The organism is Salmonella sp. 32070601201500089SM (assembly GCF_017573605.1).
GTDB lineage: Bacteria > Pseudomonadota > Gammaproteobacteria > Enterobacterales > Enterobacteriaceae > Salmonella > Salmonella enterica.
In genome coordinates this window covers 140,797-154,516 of sequence record NZ_JAGETK010000008.1, presented here as the reverse complement: position 1 = coordinate 154,516, position 13,720 = coordinate 140,797, and the positions used below count along the sequence as shown (strand labels likewise).

Sequence of the window (13,720 nt, the reverse complement as noted above, 5' to 3'; positions counted from 1 at the left end):
GGCATTCTCTTGTGTGCCCCCACATTTAATATATATACTATTGCATCACGCATAAGGAACTGAAAATGATGCCAGCGGATGGGGCAGGTTAACGTTATGGCACCCCTGAATTTCTGCAATAATCGTCTGGTAACCGGAAAGCCACTTATGACTTTGTGATTTGGCCTGCTGGTGCTGTAAATTATTTATCAATAGCTCCATTGATTCGCGGGTCTGCCAGTAATAATTATTAACTATTCTTCCGCTGGCGGCATCGGTATAGCTTTCCATCCCAATATAGCCATCAATAGACTGCGTATAGCGCTCAATCCAGCCATCCAGTTGATAAAACTCTTCGTCGTACTCTTTTTTTTCGAAAATAAAACTTGTCAGAAACAGCGACATGGTATTTCTCCTGTTACGCAATATCAATCAAACACCTATCAACGTGGATTCAAAACGTAAACCTGGCATCATTTTTTCAAGGCCGTCAGTCAGCATGTTTCCTGCCGCGTACAATTCATCAACCGGCATTTCCGGCAAGCTTTCAAGGATAAACCACATCGCTTTATCTGAAGCGCTTAGTCGGGTACGTACTCCCTGACGCCAGTTCCAGCGCCGACAGGTGACGCCTCTGTCATCGCGCCAGATAACTTCGCCCGGTTCTGGCGACTCGGTGGCGGGTTGTCCTTCTTTCAGAGTATCAAATGTTTCACTACCGTCTGCGAAAACCAGCCGTGGCGATCCACAATAAGCCGCGCTATTTTCGCAGCCTACCGGTACGGCATAGCGCAGGCTCACGGCGTTATAAAGATCAACGACCGGGTCCAGCGCCGCCATTGTTCCATCCTTCAACACGCGTTTTCGTAGCGCTTCCGCCGAGCAGGGGGTGCGCTTTGGTTTTGCGCCGAATGCTTTAAACACCGCATTCCAGGCGTCTATATGCGCCTGTGCCCACGCCGGTTGGCCGTTAATTACGGCCTGACAGGCCTCTTTTAGCGCGATTTCTCCGACCTGCGCATCGCGAACCGGAGCGGCAATAACATTAATACTTAATGCACGAAAGCCGGGAGCGATACGGGCCAGTTCCGGGCTGATTGACGGTAACATAGAAGACATCGCATAATCCTGTAATGACTATTTTCTTCTATGATATCGACCAATGACCAAAAAAGTCAACTTATCGACCACGGCGGGCGCCGACGTCAGCACAATAAATGAAGCTGTTTCCCAACGTATCAAACAATTTCGTAGCCAAAAAAAGATGTCGCTGGATGAGCTTGCGCGGCGTTCCGGCGTCAGTAAAGGAATGCTGGTGGAAATTGAAGGCTGTAAAGCCAATCCAAGCATTGCGCTGTTATGTAAGATCGCGGCGGCAATGGGAGTGTCCGTGGCGGATGTTGTCAACGTCGCCAGCGAGCCGATGGTCCATCTTATCGACCGGGATGCTATTCCGGTGTTGTGGCGCGGCGAGAAAGGCGGCAGCGCAAAACTGATGGCGGGAACCAGCGGGCCGGATATGCTGGAACTCTGGCAATGGATAATGCATCCTGGTGAACAGTTTGAATCGGCAGGGCATCCGGCAGACACCTGTGAATTACTGTTTGTTAATCAGGGAACACTGACATTAACAGTTAATGGTAGACGCTTTATTATTCGGGAGGGCTGCTCCGCTGTAGCCAGAACCGACATGCCTCATGCCTACGTTAACGACACTAATGAGGTGCTTGAATTTACCATGACGGTGAATGAAAAGAGCCGTTGATCACCTTAAGGCGCTAACAACCCGTCATCCGGACAGGGAAGCCTCGGTGCCCGATAAGCGTTATCGGGCACCGGCTATCTTTTATTTTATCGCAGGCGCGGCCTCCGGGTCATCGATATAGAGCGTCTGGCTTGGGAAGGCGAAGTCAGCGCCGTTTTCCTGGACAATCGCAATAATTTTCAGGTAAACATCCTGCTGTACGGCAAGCCATTCCTGCCATACTGTTGTTTTGGTAAAGCAATACACCATAATATTCAGCGAAGAGTCGGCGAATTCATTAAAATAGACCAACAGCGTCTGTTTCTGATCGATATCGCTGTGCGCCTGCAGCATGTTTCTGATAGCGTCAACAATGAGGCCAATTTTGTCGGCATCTTCGTAACGTAATCCAATAACCGTTTTTATTCGACGGTTGGTCATCCGTCCCGGATTCTCAACGCTAATGGATGAAAAGACGGAATTAGGCACGTACAACGGGCGGTGGTCGAATGTGTTAATTCGTGTAATTCGCCAGCCGATTTCGGCGACCGTACCTTCGATATTTCTGTCAGGAGAACGAATCCAGTCTCCGATACTGAAGGGGCGATCGAAATAGAGCATAATACCGGAGAAAAAATTGCTCAGGACATCTTTGCCCGCCATACCAACAGCGATACCGCCGATACCGCCAAAGGTCAGCAGACCGGACAGACTCATGCCAAAATGTTCGCCATACAGTAAGACAATCGCGACAATAATGGTTATTTTTATGACCCGTGCCAGAATACGTGTACTGGTGACATCTCTACCTTTATTGACCTGTGCTTTTTCAAATTGGTTAATAATCAGGAAAAGTTTTATCGTCAGAATAAGCGCAATGAGCGAGGTGCAGATAAAATCAATGACCCCGGAAGAGATAAAACGCAAATTATAATCTTCAATAGCATTATTCAGTATGCTCCCGATGGTCCCAATAATAATCGCGTAAATAAAAAACTGTGCCGCATGGAACGTGAATCCTTTCTTCCACTGTACGTTACGGCTGAGCCAAAATCTCACGACCAGCAACGCCATACCGCAACTGAAAAGTATCGCCAGATTAAATGCGTTTTTGAGAAAAAATTCAGTGAACATTATTGTTTTCCGCTCCTTCCTACGATAACAGCTCAGAATGACCTGATTAACAGGTATTTTACCCAGGATAAACGCGTAGATCATCGATAAGTAAAAAGAAGAAATAGTGCTATCAGCTTTAATCTCAGCGGTTTACTTTTTATGTAAATACAATGTCACGTTTTATAGAGCAGACATCGCGCGATTGTCATGGTATTGTTGCTATCAGGTAAAAAAGTCATCTGTAAAGGACAATACTATGATCATGATGAAGCTGAAATCGGCGAAGGGGAAAAAATTTCTGTTATGCCTGCTGGCAGTGTTTATCGTTGCGGCATCGGTGGTAACGCGCGCGACTATCGGCGGTGTGATTGAGCAGTATCATATTCCACTGTCCGAGTGGACAAGCTCTATGTATGCCATTCAGTCGGCAATGATTTTCGTTTACAGTCTGGTGTTCACTATTCTGCTGGCGATTCCTTTGGGGATCTATTTCCTCGGCGGAGATGAGTAACAGGAATAGGGTATTGGCCGGATGGCAGCGCCATCCGGCAGGACGGAAGAGGGATTAATCGTCCTCGTCGTCCAGTTCAACCGGTGTTTGATACTCATCAGGCTTAATGACTAACAGGTCGCAGCGCAGATGGTCAATGACCTGTTCGGCCGTGTTCCCCAAAAACGCGGCCGAGAGTCCGGTACGTCCAACGGTGCCAAGCACAACGATCCCCGCCTGGAGATGTTCAGCAAGATCCGGGATAACTTCTTCCGGTAAGCCTTTTTCTACATGCGTAACTTTTTCATCGATGCTGAATTTCTGGCGCAGCGCTTTCATCGCCAGTAAATGCTGGCCTCTGATGGCGTCGTTATACACGCTGGGATCAAATTCCGGCAGCTCAATGGCGATATTGATTGGCGTAACGGGGTAGGCGCCGACCAGGTGCACTTCGGTATGATTAACCTGCTCCGCCAATTGTAAGGTCTCTTTTACCAGCTTTTCGTTGAGAGCATTGTGATAGGGCTCTTCGCTTGCCAGGTTCACGGCGACCAGTGCTTTGCCGCCCTCTGGCCACGGCTGATCTTTGACCATCCACACAGGGCTTGGGCATTTACGCAGCAAATGCCAGTCGGTAGGGGTAAAAATGACCGCTTCCAGTCGATCGTGCTGATGCGCCATTTTCAACACCAGATCGTGACTGCCGGCGATAACCTCCTGGATGATGGCCTCAAAGGGACGATTGTGCCAGACCACTTTAATTTCAATGGGGACACCGGCTTCAAGATAATATTTCGCCTGCTCACGTATCCAGGCTGTGCGTTGACTTATTACGCCCTGACGCATTGCGGTGCGTTCGTCAGGAGAAAGCAGGGTGGTCATCTCATACGAGAAATCGTAAATAGGCAGGAAAGCTTTAATTTTGCCGCCAATCCGTTGATGCAAATAAACTGCTCGCCGTAATGCGGGTTGGTCGTCCTGATTGGGATCGATGACCACCAGCATATTTTGATACATAGCCATACAGGGTCTCCTTACAACTGTCATCGCAGTTTGTAACTAAAGAGTAACTCAAATATGGTGAATGAAACAGAGGAAGCGCTTCTGCCAGATCAATAAATGAGAAAAATTTAACGATATGGCAGAAGATAACATCAATGGTTTAGCTGACGTTTAAGCGACGTTGCGGGTATGACCGGCGAGGGCCGCCAGCGCATCGCTGTTTTCAATAGTAATATACTTACCTTTCACCGCCAGCATGCCGCTTTTCTGGAAACGCCCCAGCAGACGGCTAATGGTTTCGACCGTTAAGCCAAGATAGTTGCCGATATCGCCACGGGTCATCGTCAGGCGGAATTCACGCGGTGAAAAACCACGCTGCGCAAAGCGGCGGGACAGGTTGTAAATAAACGCGGCCAGACGTTCTTCGGCGTTTTTCTTCGACAATAACAGGATCATATCCTGATCGCCTTTAATTTCACCGCTCATCAGACGCATCATTTGCTGACGCAGGTTAGGCATTTTGCCGGACAGGTCATCCAGCGTCTCAAAGGGGATTTCACATACCATTGAGGTTTCCAGCGCCTGTGCAAAGCTCGGATGATGACCGCTGCCAATGGCGTCAAAACCCACCAGGTCGCCTGCTAAATGGAATCCAGTAATCTGCTCATCGCCTTGCTCGGTAATGGTGTAGCTCTTAATCGTTCCGGAGCGGATAGCATAGAGCGATTTCAGTTCATCACCTGCTTTAAACAGAGTTTGCCCTTTCTGAATGGGCTTTTTGCGCTCGATGATATTATCAAGCTGATCAAGCTCATGCTCGTTAAGTGTGAACGGGATGCAAAGCTGGCTGATACTGCAATCCTGGCAATGGATAGCACAACCGCCAGACTGAATGCGCCGTATAATTCGCTTTTCCGGGATCATAGGTCTGCTCAAGCCGTAATTGATATTTGTCAATTTTAACATCTTTTTGGTGAGCGCGTAAGTCTGAGCTATCCCGGAGAAGGAATAATTCAAGTATAAGTTTGATGAATACTTTTATCTATTTGAAAATACGTGATTTATTTGTTGTTGCTTTACATAAAAGTGTGACCGATAAGGCACTTTTTGCCTGTATATTCATAATAAAAGATAGCCTTCATGGCGTAATAGCCACCCTTTTCGCTGCACGCCGCCAGCGTATCCGGTCAGAGTGCCGTTACGCCCGATGACGCGATGGCAGGGAACAACAATACTGATGGGGTTAGCGCCATTCGCAGCACCGACTGCGCGTGCGGCGCCCGGTCGTCCCAGTTGCGCCGCCAGTTGACCATAGTGCATCACCTGCCCGCAGGGGATAGTGCGCAAAGCCTGCCATACTTCCCGTTGAAAAGGTGTGCCCCCCGTGGCGGTTTCCAGGGTATCAATTACGGCGAGATTGCCTGCAAAATAATCTGCAAGCTTATCGCTGAGTCCACCGGGGTTAGTCGCAGAAACGCGTTCATAGCCTTCGTGACGGTAGTGGATATTTAGCAGTTGCTCCATACGATCGCGGTACTGTTCCCACTCAATGGCCCGCAGTCGAAACTGCTCATCGCAAACCACCCATAACGGACCTAATGGCGTGGCTATCTTCTCTTCAAGTAATCTCAGCATCCGTTCTCTCACATCGTCTTAGCCTAACGTAAGAGACAAGATATCATGCCAGGAATACCCGCAACCATACTCCTTAAAAGATAGTCAGGGATAACACATTTAGCGCCAGTAATATCGTTGGCGGAGAAAAAGGGAGCCTGGCGAGACGGTTAATTGCCTGACATTGTCGCTGTTATTGGAAATAACTGTAAACCGTTGTCGGTATAACAGGGCACGGTTATGATAACGGCAGTCGCAAAAACGCTGGAGGATGAACCATGAACCTTGACGATAAAGCGCTGTTTCTTGACGCCATGGAGGATGTCCAGCCGCTGAAACGCCATACTGATGTACACTGGCAGCCAACGCGTAATCTTAAAACGCCCCAGCGTATCGACACGCTTCAGCTTGATAATTTCCTGACGACGGGCTTTCTGGATATTCTGCCGCTGAATGAACCGCTGGAATTTCGTCGGGAAGGATTGCAGCAGGGTGTCATCGACAAGTTACGCAGTGGGAAATACCCTCAGCAGGCCAGCCTCAATTTGTTACGCCAGCCGGTCGAAACGTGCCGAAAAATGCTGTTTCGTTTTATCCTGGAGGCGCAGAAAGAGGGGTTGCGTAATGTCCTGATCATTCATGGTAAAGGGCGAGAGGCGAAGTCGCATGCCAATATCGTCCGAAGCTATGTGGCCCGCTGGTTGACAGAGTTTGAGGATGTACAGGCTTATTGTTCGGCGCTGCCGCATCATGGCGGCGGCGGGGCATGTTATGTCGCGTTACGTAAAACGGTGCAGGCTAAACAGGATAACTGGGAGCGCCATGCGAAGCGTAGCCGGTAAATCGTTGCCGCTGGCGGACAGGACCGCCAGCGCAAGCTCGCGCGAACCCGATTTTATGCCTGATATAACGCCTCATCCAAACGCTCAGGATTCTGCAAGAGAACGGGCGATAACGCTGTCCACGGTAATAACACGGAGAAACAGTCATTCGCTTATTTAAGCATCTATTAAAATATACTGGCTTTCGACTTAACTATTAAGCAGAAAATGGTGATAAGTACATCACTTGTCAATATGGATGGATAAATATCCTGGCATAGCGAATATAGGTGATTTTATCTGTTGCACTAAGGGAAATGGCGATGGTCTGCTATTGAATATGGAGAATGTCAAAGAAACAAATGGCAATAGATATCTGAAATGCTATAAAAATAAAACCTGTCTCCTATCCTGGTTGTAGGCCGTCAAAAATGTTGAGAAATATCAGCGTCAGGACATGCATTATTCTATTCATGGTATGTACGTTTCTTTTGGTGGATACTTTACAAATAGCTTTTCTGCACGATCTCCCTATTTTAATTACGTGTAATATCATTTATCTGATCTCGTCATTACTGCTTTGGTGGTATATGACCTGCTATCTGGTAGTGCCAATTAATACCGTGAAGAAAAGTATTGAAGAGGTCGCAGCAGGAAACTTGTCTATTCATATCTCCGAATTTGGCAATAATTGCGCCGGGCGACTCATCCCCGGGATTAATAGTCTGTCGGAGAATATTTCCGCGCTGGTACGTGAAATCAGATCCTCTTCGCAAACGGCAATGACCCTTTCCGAACAACTGGCGGCGCGCAGTATGTCGCTATCCGTAAAGACGGAACAGCAGTCGGCCTCGTTAATTCAAACTGCCGCCAGTATGGATGAAATGGCGGCGAGTACCAAAAACAATGCGGATAATACCCGAATGGCGAGCATACAGGCGGATTGTGCAACCTAATGCGCCCGTAAAGGCGGTGAATTAATGGTGCGGGTTACAGAAAATATGCGTTCTATTACCGACTGTGCCTCGCAGATGACGGAGATTATTTCATTGATTGACGGTATCGCATTCCAGACTAATATTCTGGCGCTTAACGCGGCGGTAGAGGCTGCGCGGGCGGGCGATCATGGAAAAGGTTTCTCCGTGGTGGCCGGGGAAGTGCGTAACCTGGCGCATCGTAGCGCCGAGGCGGCAAAAAGTATCAAGGCGCTGATCGACGTTACGCATGAGAATGTGCGGCAGGGGGCCGCCATAGTGCAGGAGGCTGAAAAAAATATGCAGGAGATTGTTGGCGGCTCCGGGCAATTAAACGTGCTGATGAGTGAAATTTCCACCACCACGCGGGAGCAGAAAAAAGGCATTAACCAGATAACCCTGGCGTTGAGCGATCTGGAAAGCGCAACCCATAGCAATGTTTTAATGGTTGAAGCGTTATCTGCTTCTTCGGATGTTTTAAAGGCGCAGGTGATCGAGTTACAGACTAAAACCGACAAATTTCGTTTAAGCCTGCCGGGTTACAGTGAACATGCTCTGTCGCGCTCTCATGTATCACCTCTTTCGACCATCACCAGGCGCGGCCAGGCCTGATAATACATGTTTGGTAAGCGCCTGTTGCTAAGGCGCTTTTTTCGCACGTTCCCGTCATTCTTTTTGCGCAATGAGAAAATGAGAGATTGCTTAACCTTTCCCGAAAGCTAGACTAACGGCATGAGAGTTGTAACGTGGAGGCGCTGTGGAAGCCATTAAGGGATCGGATGTGAACGTGCCGGATGCCGTTTTCGCATGGCTACTGGATGGTCGTGGTGGAGTAAAACCGCTCGAAGATAATGATGTGATCGATAGTCAGCATCCCTGTTGGCTACATCTTAATTATACCCACCCGGACAGCGCCCGCTGGTTGGCTTCAACGCCTTTACTCCCCAATAACGTGCGTGATGCGCTGGCTGGTGAAAGCTCGCGCCCGCGCGTAAGTCGTATGGGGGAAGGGACGCTCATTACGCTGCGCTGTATTAATGGCAGTACTGACGAACGCCCGGATCAATTAGTGGCAATGCGTTTATATATGGACGAGCGATTCATTGTGTCTACCCGTCAGCGAAAGGTTCTGGCGCTGGACGATGTGGTCAGTGATTTGCAGGAGGGCACCGGGCCCGTAGATTGCGGCAGCTGGTTAGTAGATGTGTGCGATGCGTTAACCGATCACGCCAGTGAATTTATTGAAGAGCTACACGATAAAATTATCGATCTGGAAGATAATCTTCTCGACCAGCAAATCCCACCGCGCGGTTTCCTCGCATTGCTACGTAAACAGCTAATTGTTATGCGCCGCTATATGGCGCCGCAGCGCGACGTCTATGCCCGGCTTGCGAGTGAACGGCTGCCGTGGATGAGCGACGATCACCGGCGCAGAATGCAGGATATCGCCGACAGGCTGGGAAGGGGGTTGGATGAAATTGACGCTTGTATCGCGCGTACTGGTATCATGGCGGATGAAATTGCCCAGGTGATGCAGGAGTCTCTGGCGCGCAGAACTTATACCATGTCGCTTATGGCGATGGTTTTTCTGCCCAGCACCTTTTTAACGGGGTTATTTGGCGTTAACCTGGGCGGTATTCCTGGCGGCGGATGGCGGTTCGGCTTTTCTCTGTTTTGTATTCTGTTAGTTGTCCTGATCGGTGGTGTTACTTTATGGTTGCATCGCAGTAAATGGTTGTAACAAAAGCGCTTTTCAGACCATTTCGGGTGAAAAAACGCCGAGAAATTTGAGCGAAGTCAATAAACCATCTACCTATTCGGGGCAATATCTCTCTCGCAGGTGAATGCAACGTCAAGCGATGGGCGTTGCGCTCCATATTGTCTTACTTCCTTTTTTGAATTACTGCATAGCACAATTGATTCGTACGACGCCGACTTAGATTAGTCGGCTTTTTTTTGCCTGTAGACTATCTGCGTCTACCCTTTAAGAGTCTGAATGACATTCTGGAGGGTAATATGAGCTGTCTTTTGACCTTATTATATCTACACTCGTCCTTGTCGGACCCGATTCCCACTGACCCTGTTCCCATTCCTGAGCCGCTTCCCCGTCCTCAGCCGATGCCCGACCCGCCGCCGGACGAAGAACCGATTAAAATGTCGCATCAAACGCCCGGATCTGCGAGGATACGCGCCTGCTGACTATGAGTCGTTACCGCGAGAGTAAATTGTGACCGCTTTTTCAACCCTGAATGTTTTGCCCGCCGCCCAGCTCAATAACCTTACTGAGCTGGGCTATCTTGAGATGACGCCTGTTCAGGCCGCAGCATTACCCGTCATTCTGGCGGGAAATGATGTGCGTGTGCAGGCCAGGACCGGTAGCGGCAAAACGGCGGCGTTTGGTCTTGGGCTCTTGCATCGAATTGATGTCACTCTGTTCCAGACACAGGCATTAGTGCTGTGCCCGACGCGGGAGCTGGCGGATCAGGTAGCCGGGGAGTTACGTCGCCTGGCCCGTTTTCTGCCAAATACCAAAATTCTGACCTTGTGTGGCGGGCAGCCCTTTGGCGTACAGCGCGACTCGCTTCAGCACGCTCCGCATATCATTGTCGCGACGCCGGGGCGCCTGCTGGATCATTTACAAAAAGAAACCGTATCGCTGGATGCGCTGCACATTCTGGTAATGGATGAAGCAGACCGAATGCTGGACATGGGATTCAGTGACGCTATTGATGAGGTGATCCGCTTTGCGCCTGCGACGCGCCAGACGTTGTTGTTTTCAGCAACCTGGCCTGAGGCCATTGCGGCGATTAGCGGTCGTGTACAGCAGCAGCCAATACGTATTGAAATCGATACGGTAGATGCGCTACCGGCTATCGAACAACAGTTCTTCGAAACATCTGCGCATGAAAAAATTTCGCTGCTACAAACGTTGCTTAGCCAGCATCAGCCAGCGTCCTGCGTGGTGTTTTGCAATACCAAAAAAGATTGTCAGGCCGTTTGTGATGCGCTTAATGCGGTAGGACAAAGCGCGTTGGCGCTCCACGGCGATCTGGAACAACGCGACCGCGACCAGACGTTGGTGCGTTTTGCAAATGGCAGCGCGCGCATTCTGGTTGCCACCGACGTTGCCGCGCGAGGGTTAGACATTAAATCGCTCGAACTGGTGGTTAACTATGAGCTGGCCTGGGACCCGGAGGTGCATGTCCATCGTATTGGCCGTACGGCGCGCGCGGGAAGCAGCGGCCTGGCGATCAGTTTCTGCGCGCCGGAAGAGGCGCAGCGGGCGAATATTCTTTCAGAAATGCTGCAACTCAAGCTGAACTGGCTGAATGCGCCCGCCCGGCAGCCGTTACTCCCTCTGGCCGCAGAGATGGCTACCCTATGCATTGACGGCGGCAAAAAAGCGAAAATGCGTCCGGGAGATATTTTAGGCGCGCTGACCGGCGATATTGGATTAGACGGGGCGGATATTGGCAAAATTAACGTGCATCCTATGCACGTTTACGTCGCCGTACGTCAAGCAGTAGCGCAAAAAGCCTGGAAGCAGTTGCAAAACGGGAAGATCAAAGGCAAGTCATGCCGGGTACGGCTATTAAAATGATCGATAGCATGGCGTCTCAGCGGAGTGCTGAGACGCCTGCAGATTATTTCACTTCGATAACATCAAGCCGCAACGCCTCTAAGGCGGTGTCATCTTCTTCCGGCTGCCAGCCAGCGGGCTGCAAGGGAATCTCTTCACGATCGAACGCTAAATCGCCGCCGTCGACGACCTCGGAACCGTGAGTGATTCCTTTGAAATCGAACAGGTTAGTGTCACAAAGGTGAGACGGCACGACATTCTGCATGGCGCTAAACATCGTCTCGATCCGTCCAGGATAGCGCTTATCCCAGTCGCGTAGCATGTCGGCAATCACCTGGCGTTGCAGGTTTGGTTGCGAACCGCACAGATTACAAGGAATGATAGGGAAGGCTTTGGCCTCAGCAAAACGGACAATATCTTTCTCGCGGCAGTAAGCCAGCGGGCGGATCACGATATGTTTGCCGTCATCGCTCATCAGTTTCGGCGGCATCCCTTTCATTTTTCCGCCATAGAACATATTCAGAAACAGGGTTTGCAGAATATCGTCGCGATGGTGGCCCAGGGCGATTTTGGTCGCGCCCAGTTCAGTCGCCGTACGATACAGGATACCCCGACGCAAACGCGAGCACAGCGAGCAGGTGGTTTTTCCTTCCGGAATCTTTTCTTTCACAATGCCGTAGGTGTTTTCTTCGACGATTTTATATTCTACGCCCAGCTGCTCAAGGTAGGCTGGCAGGATATGTTCCGGGAAACCTGGCTGCTTTTGATCGAGGTTGACGGCGACCAGTGAAAAATTGATCGGGGCGCTTTGCTGCAAATTACGTAAAATTTCCAGCATCGTATAGCTATCTTTGCCGCCAGAAAGGCAAACCATAATGCGATCGCCTTCTTCAATCATATTAAAATCGGCGATCGCTTCGCCAACGTTACGGCGCAGGCGCTTTTGCAACTTGTTGAGGTTGTATTGCTCTTTCTTTGTATTCTTTTGAATTTCTTGCATTATTTCAGTTCTCTGGTACTAAATGGGGCAAATTGGGGGCAAACTTTGCAACTACGATAACCGCGCATTCAACATCGCTACTTGTTCGTCGTTCATGTCATCAATCTACATACCGTAAATTTCATACACCATCTGCGCAGTTTCATGCCCCATTTGGCTGGCGATAAATGCCGGGTTCGCTCCTGCCGTCAACAGCCAGCAGGCAAAAGTATGTCGCGTATGGTACGGATTACGGCGACGAATGCCAGCACGTTTTTATGGCAAGATACGCAATGGTTCAAAAGCGTCTTTATTCTGTCATCCGTATTACTTAAGATATCATCACGACCCGAAAAATATTGGAACGAAGAGATGTATGACTAAAGAAGCTGTAATCTTTCTATTTATCGCCATCGTGGTAGAAGTTATCGCCACGATCTCATTAAAATTATCAGATAGTTTTACGCGTCTGGTACCGAGCCTCGTTACTATCATCGGATATTGTATTGCGTTCTGGTGTCTTACCATCCCAATGCGAACCATCCCTGCTGGTATCATTTATGCCATTTGGTCTGGGGTAGGGATTGTTCTTATTGGATTGATAGGATGGTTATTTCTTGGCCAAAAACTGGATATGCCGGCTATTATTGGCATGTTGCTTATTATCTGCGGCGTAATCGTAATCAATCTGTTTTCAAAAAGTGTCAGTCACTAGGCGATGATGATGATTGATTTGAGCCCGCACTCTCTTATGCGGGCTCGGGTATTTAGCGCACCACCAGTACGGAGCATTCCGCATGACGCACAACGGCTGCGGCGTTGGAACCCAACAGATAGGTAGTAATATCCGGGCGATGCGAGGCGATAATCACCATATCGGCCGGTAATTTTTTTGCCATTTCCAGAATCTTATCTTTAGGAGAGCCTTCTGCAACGTGAGCCTGCACGCGGTCCGCAGGAAGGTTGAATTTCTTGATAATCGCTTCCAGTTGAGATTTGGCTTCGGCTTTCAAATCGTCCATTGCGGGAAGCTCTGCTGAATAAGCCAGTCCCAGGGAAGCGTAATAGGGCAAAGACGGGATTACAGTCAAAAAGTGCACTTTAGCGTCGTCAATCTTTGCTTCGGCTTCAACATGCGAAATCACGCGTTGAGTTAATTCTGAATCTGAAATATCGATGGGTACAAGAATCGTTCTGTTCATAAAACCTCCTGTTTAAGTATCCACTGAAATTCTACTCCCTAAAGGCACTTTATGTACAATGACATACGTCACATTTTAGGTGCTGCTCCACGATACTCTGCGGGGACTACCAACAGGGGAGGACGGCGTAATATTACGCGTATTCCACGTAAATAATCAGCGAGTTGACGTTAAAACGTTATTTCTGCCTTGTCAGGAAAGACCTAAAAAGAGATGTTA

The 13,720-nt window shown here is 49.2% G+C and carries 15 protein-coding genes and 2 pseudogenes; 8 read left to right on the top strand and 9 right to left on the bottom strand.

What is annotated here, in order from left to right; all coding sequences use genetic code 11:
* Nucleotides 1-45: 45 nt before the first annotated feature.
* Both J4728_RS14620 and J4728_RS14615 read right to left on the bottom strand, forming a co-directional pair.
* Nucleotides 46-384 carry an antibiotic biosynthesis monooxygenase family protein gene (locus J4728_RS14620; protein ID WP_000051809.1) on the bottom strand — a complete coding sequence of 113 codons (339 nt, stop codon included), beginning with the start codon at nt 382-384 and terminating at the stop codon, nt 46-48.
* Nucleotides 385-411: 27 nt separating this feature from the next.
* Nucleotides 412-1,098, bottom strand: a complete 687-nt coding sequence (locus J4728_RS14615; RefSeq protein ID WP_208211975.1) for a B3/4 domain-containing protein — start codon at nt 1,096-1,098, stop codon at nt 412-414.
* Between the two features lie 43 nt (nt 1,099-1,141).
* Between J4728_RS14615 and J4728_RS14610 the strand changes: the two genes are divergently transcribed.
* Nucleotides 1,142-1,744 carry a helix-turn-helix domain-containing protein gene (locus J4728_RS14610; RefSeq protein ID WP_000163372.1) on the top strand — a complete coding sequence of 201 codons (603 nt, stop codon included), beginning with the start codon at nt 1,142-1,144 and terminating at the stop codon, nt 1,742-1,744.
* A gap of 81 nt (nt 1,745-1,825) precedes the next feature.
* On the opposite strand, the gene J4728_RS14605 is transcribed toward J4728_RS14610, so the two are convergent.
* The gene (locus J4728_RS14605; protein ID WP_000493670.1) at nt 1,826-2,857 is read right to left on the bottom strand and encodes a mechanosensitive ion channel family protein; all 1,032 of its coding nucleotides are present in this window, start codon (nt 2,855-2,857) and stop codon (nt 1,826-1,828) included.
* Between the two features lie 238 nt (nt 2,858-3,095).
* Here J4728_RS14605 and J4728_RS14600 point away from each other — a divergent pair, with 238 nt between their 5' ends.
* The gene (locus tag J4728_RS14600) at nt 3,096-3,350 is read left to right on the top strand and encodes a DUF2534 family protein (RefSeq protein WP_000605645.1); all 255 of its coding nucleotides are present in this window, start codon (nt 3,096-3,098) and stop codon (nt 3,348-3,350) included.
* Nucleotides 3,351-3,404: 54 nt separating this feature from the next.
* On the opposite strand, the gene uspE is transcribed toward J4728_RS14600, so the two are convergent.
* The 3 genes from uspE to ogt form a co-directional block, all read right to left on the bottom strand.
* Nucleotides 3,405-4,352, bottom strand: coding sequence for a universal stress protein UspE (gene uspE / locus J4728_RS14595; RefSeq protein WP_001262138.1), 948 nt, complete (start codon nt 4,350-4,352; stop codon nt 3,405-3,407).
* A 150-nt stretch (nt 4,353-4,502) separates the two neighbouring features.
* Nucleotides 4,503-5,255 (bottom strand): fumarate/nitrate reduction transcriptional regulator Fnr, encoded by a 753-nt coding sequence (fnr, locus tag J4728_RS14590; protein ID WP_000611914.1) that lies wholly within the window; start codon nt 5,253-5,255, stop codon nt 4,503-4,505.
* Between the two features lie 195 nt (nt 5,256-5,450).
* Nucleotides 5,451-5,966, bottom strand: coding sequence for a methylated-DNA--[protein]-cysteine S-methyltransferase (ogt, locus tag J4728_RS14585; RefSeq protein WP_208211973.1), 516 nt, complete (start codon nt 5,964-5,966; stop codon nt 5,451-5,453).
* Between the two features lie 257 nt (nt 5,967-6,223).
* Between ogt and smrA the strand changes: the two genes are divergently transcribed.
* From smrA to dbpA, 4 genes and pseudogenes are all read left to right on the top strand, one after another.
* Nucleotides 6,224-6,787, top strand: a complete 564-nt coding sequence (gene smrA / locus J4728_RS14580; RefSeq protein ID WP_001046799.1) for a DNA endonuclease SmrA — start codon at nt 6,224-6,226, stop codon at nt 6,785-6,787.
* 410 nt (nt 6,788-7,197) lie between these two features.
* Nucleotides 7,198-8,352: pseudogene (locus J4728_RS14575) on the top strand (methyl-accepting chemotaxis protein).
* A 145-nt stretch (nt 8,353-8,497) separates the two neighbouring features.
* On the top strand, nt 8,498-9,481 hold the full coding sequence (gene zntB / locus J4728_RS14570) for a zinc transporter ZntB (RefSeq protein ID WP_000387374.1): 984 nt from the start codon (nt 8,498-8,500) through the stop codon (nt 9,479-9,481).
* A gap of 486 nt (nt 9,482-9,967) precedes the next feature.
* The gene (gene dbpA / locus J4728_RS14565) at nt 9,968-11,341 is read left to right on the top strand and encodes an ATP-dependent RNA helicase DbpA (RefSeq protein WP_000123700.1); all 1,374 of its coding nucleotides are present in this window, start codon (nt 9,968-9,970) and stop codon (nt 11,339-11,341) included.
* 43 nt (nt 11,342-11,384) lie between these two features.
* On the opposite strand, the gene ttcA is transcribed toward dbpA, so the two are convergent.
* Together ttcA and J4728_RS14555 are read right to left on the bottom strand one after the other, a co-directional pair.
* Nucleotides 11,385-12,320, bottom strand: a complete 936-nt coding sequence (gene ttcA, locus J4728_RS14560; RefSeq protein ID WP_001156217.1) for a tRNA 2-thiocytidine(32) synthetase TtcA — start codon at nt 12,318-12,320, stop codon at nt 11,385-11,387.
* 105 nt (nt 12,321-12,425) lie between these two features.
* A pseudogene (locus J4728_RS14555) lies at nt 12,426-12,575 on the bottom strand (tyrosine-type recombinase/integrase); the annotation flags it as partial.
* On the opposite strand from J4728_RS14555, the gene J4728_RS24180 reads away from it, so the two are divergent.
* Together J4728_RS24180 and J4728_RS14550 are read left to right on the top strand one after the other, a co-directional pair.
* Nucleotides 12,531-12,683 (top strand): hypothetical protein, encoded by a 153-nt coding sequence (locus J4728_RS24180; RefSeq protein WP_000089155.1) that lies wholly within the window; start codon nt 12,531-12,533, stop codon nt 12,681-12,683. The pseudogene J4728_RS14555 and the gene J4728_RS24180 overlap by 45 nt on opposite strands.
* Entirely contained in the window at nt 12,676-13,014 is a 339-nt protein-coding gene (locus J4728_RS14550) for an SMR family transporter (RefSeq protein WP_000159240.1), read from the top strand. The genes J4728_RS24180 and J4728_RS14550 overlap by 8 nt, the downstream gene beginning before the upstream one ends.
* Before the next feature lie 52 nt (nt 13,015-13,066).
* Here J4728_RS14550 and uspF read toward each other — a convergent pair whose 3' ends face one another.
* Complete coding sequence (uspF, locus tag J4728_RS14545) at nt 13,067-13,501, bottom strand: universal stress protein UspF (RefSeq protein WP_001082296.1); 435 nt, start codon at nt 13,499-13,501, stop codon at nt 13,067-13,069.
* Nucleotides 13,502-13,720: the final 219 nt, after the last annotated feature.

Bases quoted from the DNA above. Each gene is read 5' to 3' on its own strand.
- J4728_RS14620 (WP_000051809.1), bottom strand. From the start codon at position 384: ATGTCGCTGTTTCTGACAAGTTTTATTTTCGAAAAAAAAGAGTACGAC.
- J4728_RS14615 (WP_208211975.1), bottom strand. From the start codon at position 1,098: ATGTCTTCTATGTTACCGTCAATCAGCCCGGAACTGGCCCGTATCGCT.
- J4728_RS14610 (WP_000163372.1), top strand. From the start codon at position 1,142: ATGACCAAAAAAGTCAACTTATCGACCACGGCGGGCGCCGACGTCAGC.
- J4728_RS14605 (WP_000493670.1), bottom strand. From the start codon at position 2,857: ATGTTCACTGAATTTTTTCTCAAAAACGCATTTAATCTGGCGATACTT.
- J4728_RS14600 (WP_000605645.1), top strand. From the start codon at position 3,096: ATGATCATGATGAAGCTGAAATCGGCGAAGGGGAAAAAATTTCTGTTA.
- uspE (WP_001262138.1), bottom strand. From the start codon at position 4,352: ATGGCTATGTATCAAAATATGCTGGTGGTCATCGATCCCAATCAGGAC.
- fnr (WP_000611914.1), bottom strand. From the start codon at position 5,255: ATGATCCCGGAAAAGCGAATTATACGGCGCATTCAGTCTGGCGGTTGT.
- ogt (WP_208211973.1), bottom strand. From the start codon at position 5,966: ATGCTGAGATTACTTGAAGAGAAGATAGCCACGCCATTAGGTCCGTTA.
- smrA (WP_001046799.1), top strand. From the start codon at position 6,224: ATGAACCTTGACGATAAAGCGCTGTTTCTTGACGCCATGGAGGATGTC.
- ttcA (WP_001156217.1), bottom strand. From the start codon at position 12,320: ATGCAAGAAATTCAAAAGAATACAAAGAAAGAGCAATACAACCTCAAC.
- J4728_RS24180 (WP_000089155.1), top strand. From the start codon at position 12,531: ATGTCGCGTATGGTACGGATTACGGCGACGAATGCCAGCACGTTTTTA.
- J4728_RS14550 (WP_000159240.1), top strand. From the start codon at position 12,676: ATGACTAAAGAAGCTGTAATCTTTCTATTTATCGCCATCGTGGTAGAA.
- uspF (WP_001082296.1), bottom strand. From the start codon at position 13,501: ATGAACAGAACGATTCTTGTACCCATCGATATTTCAGATTCAGAATTA.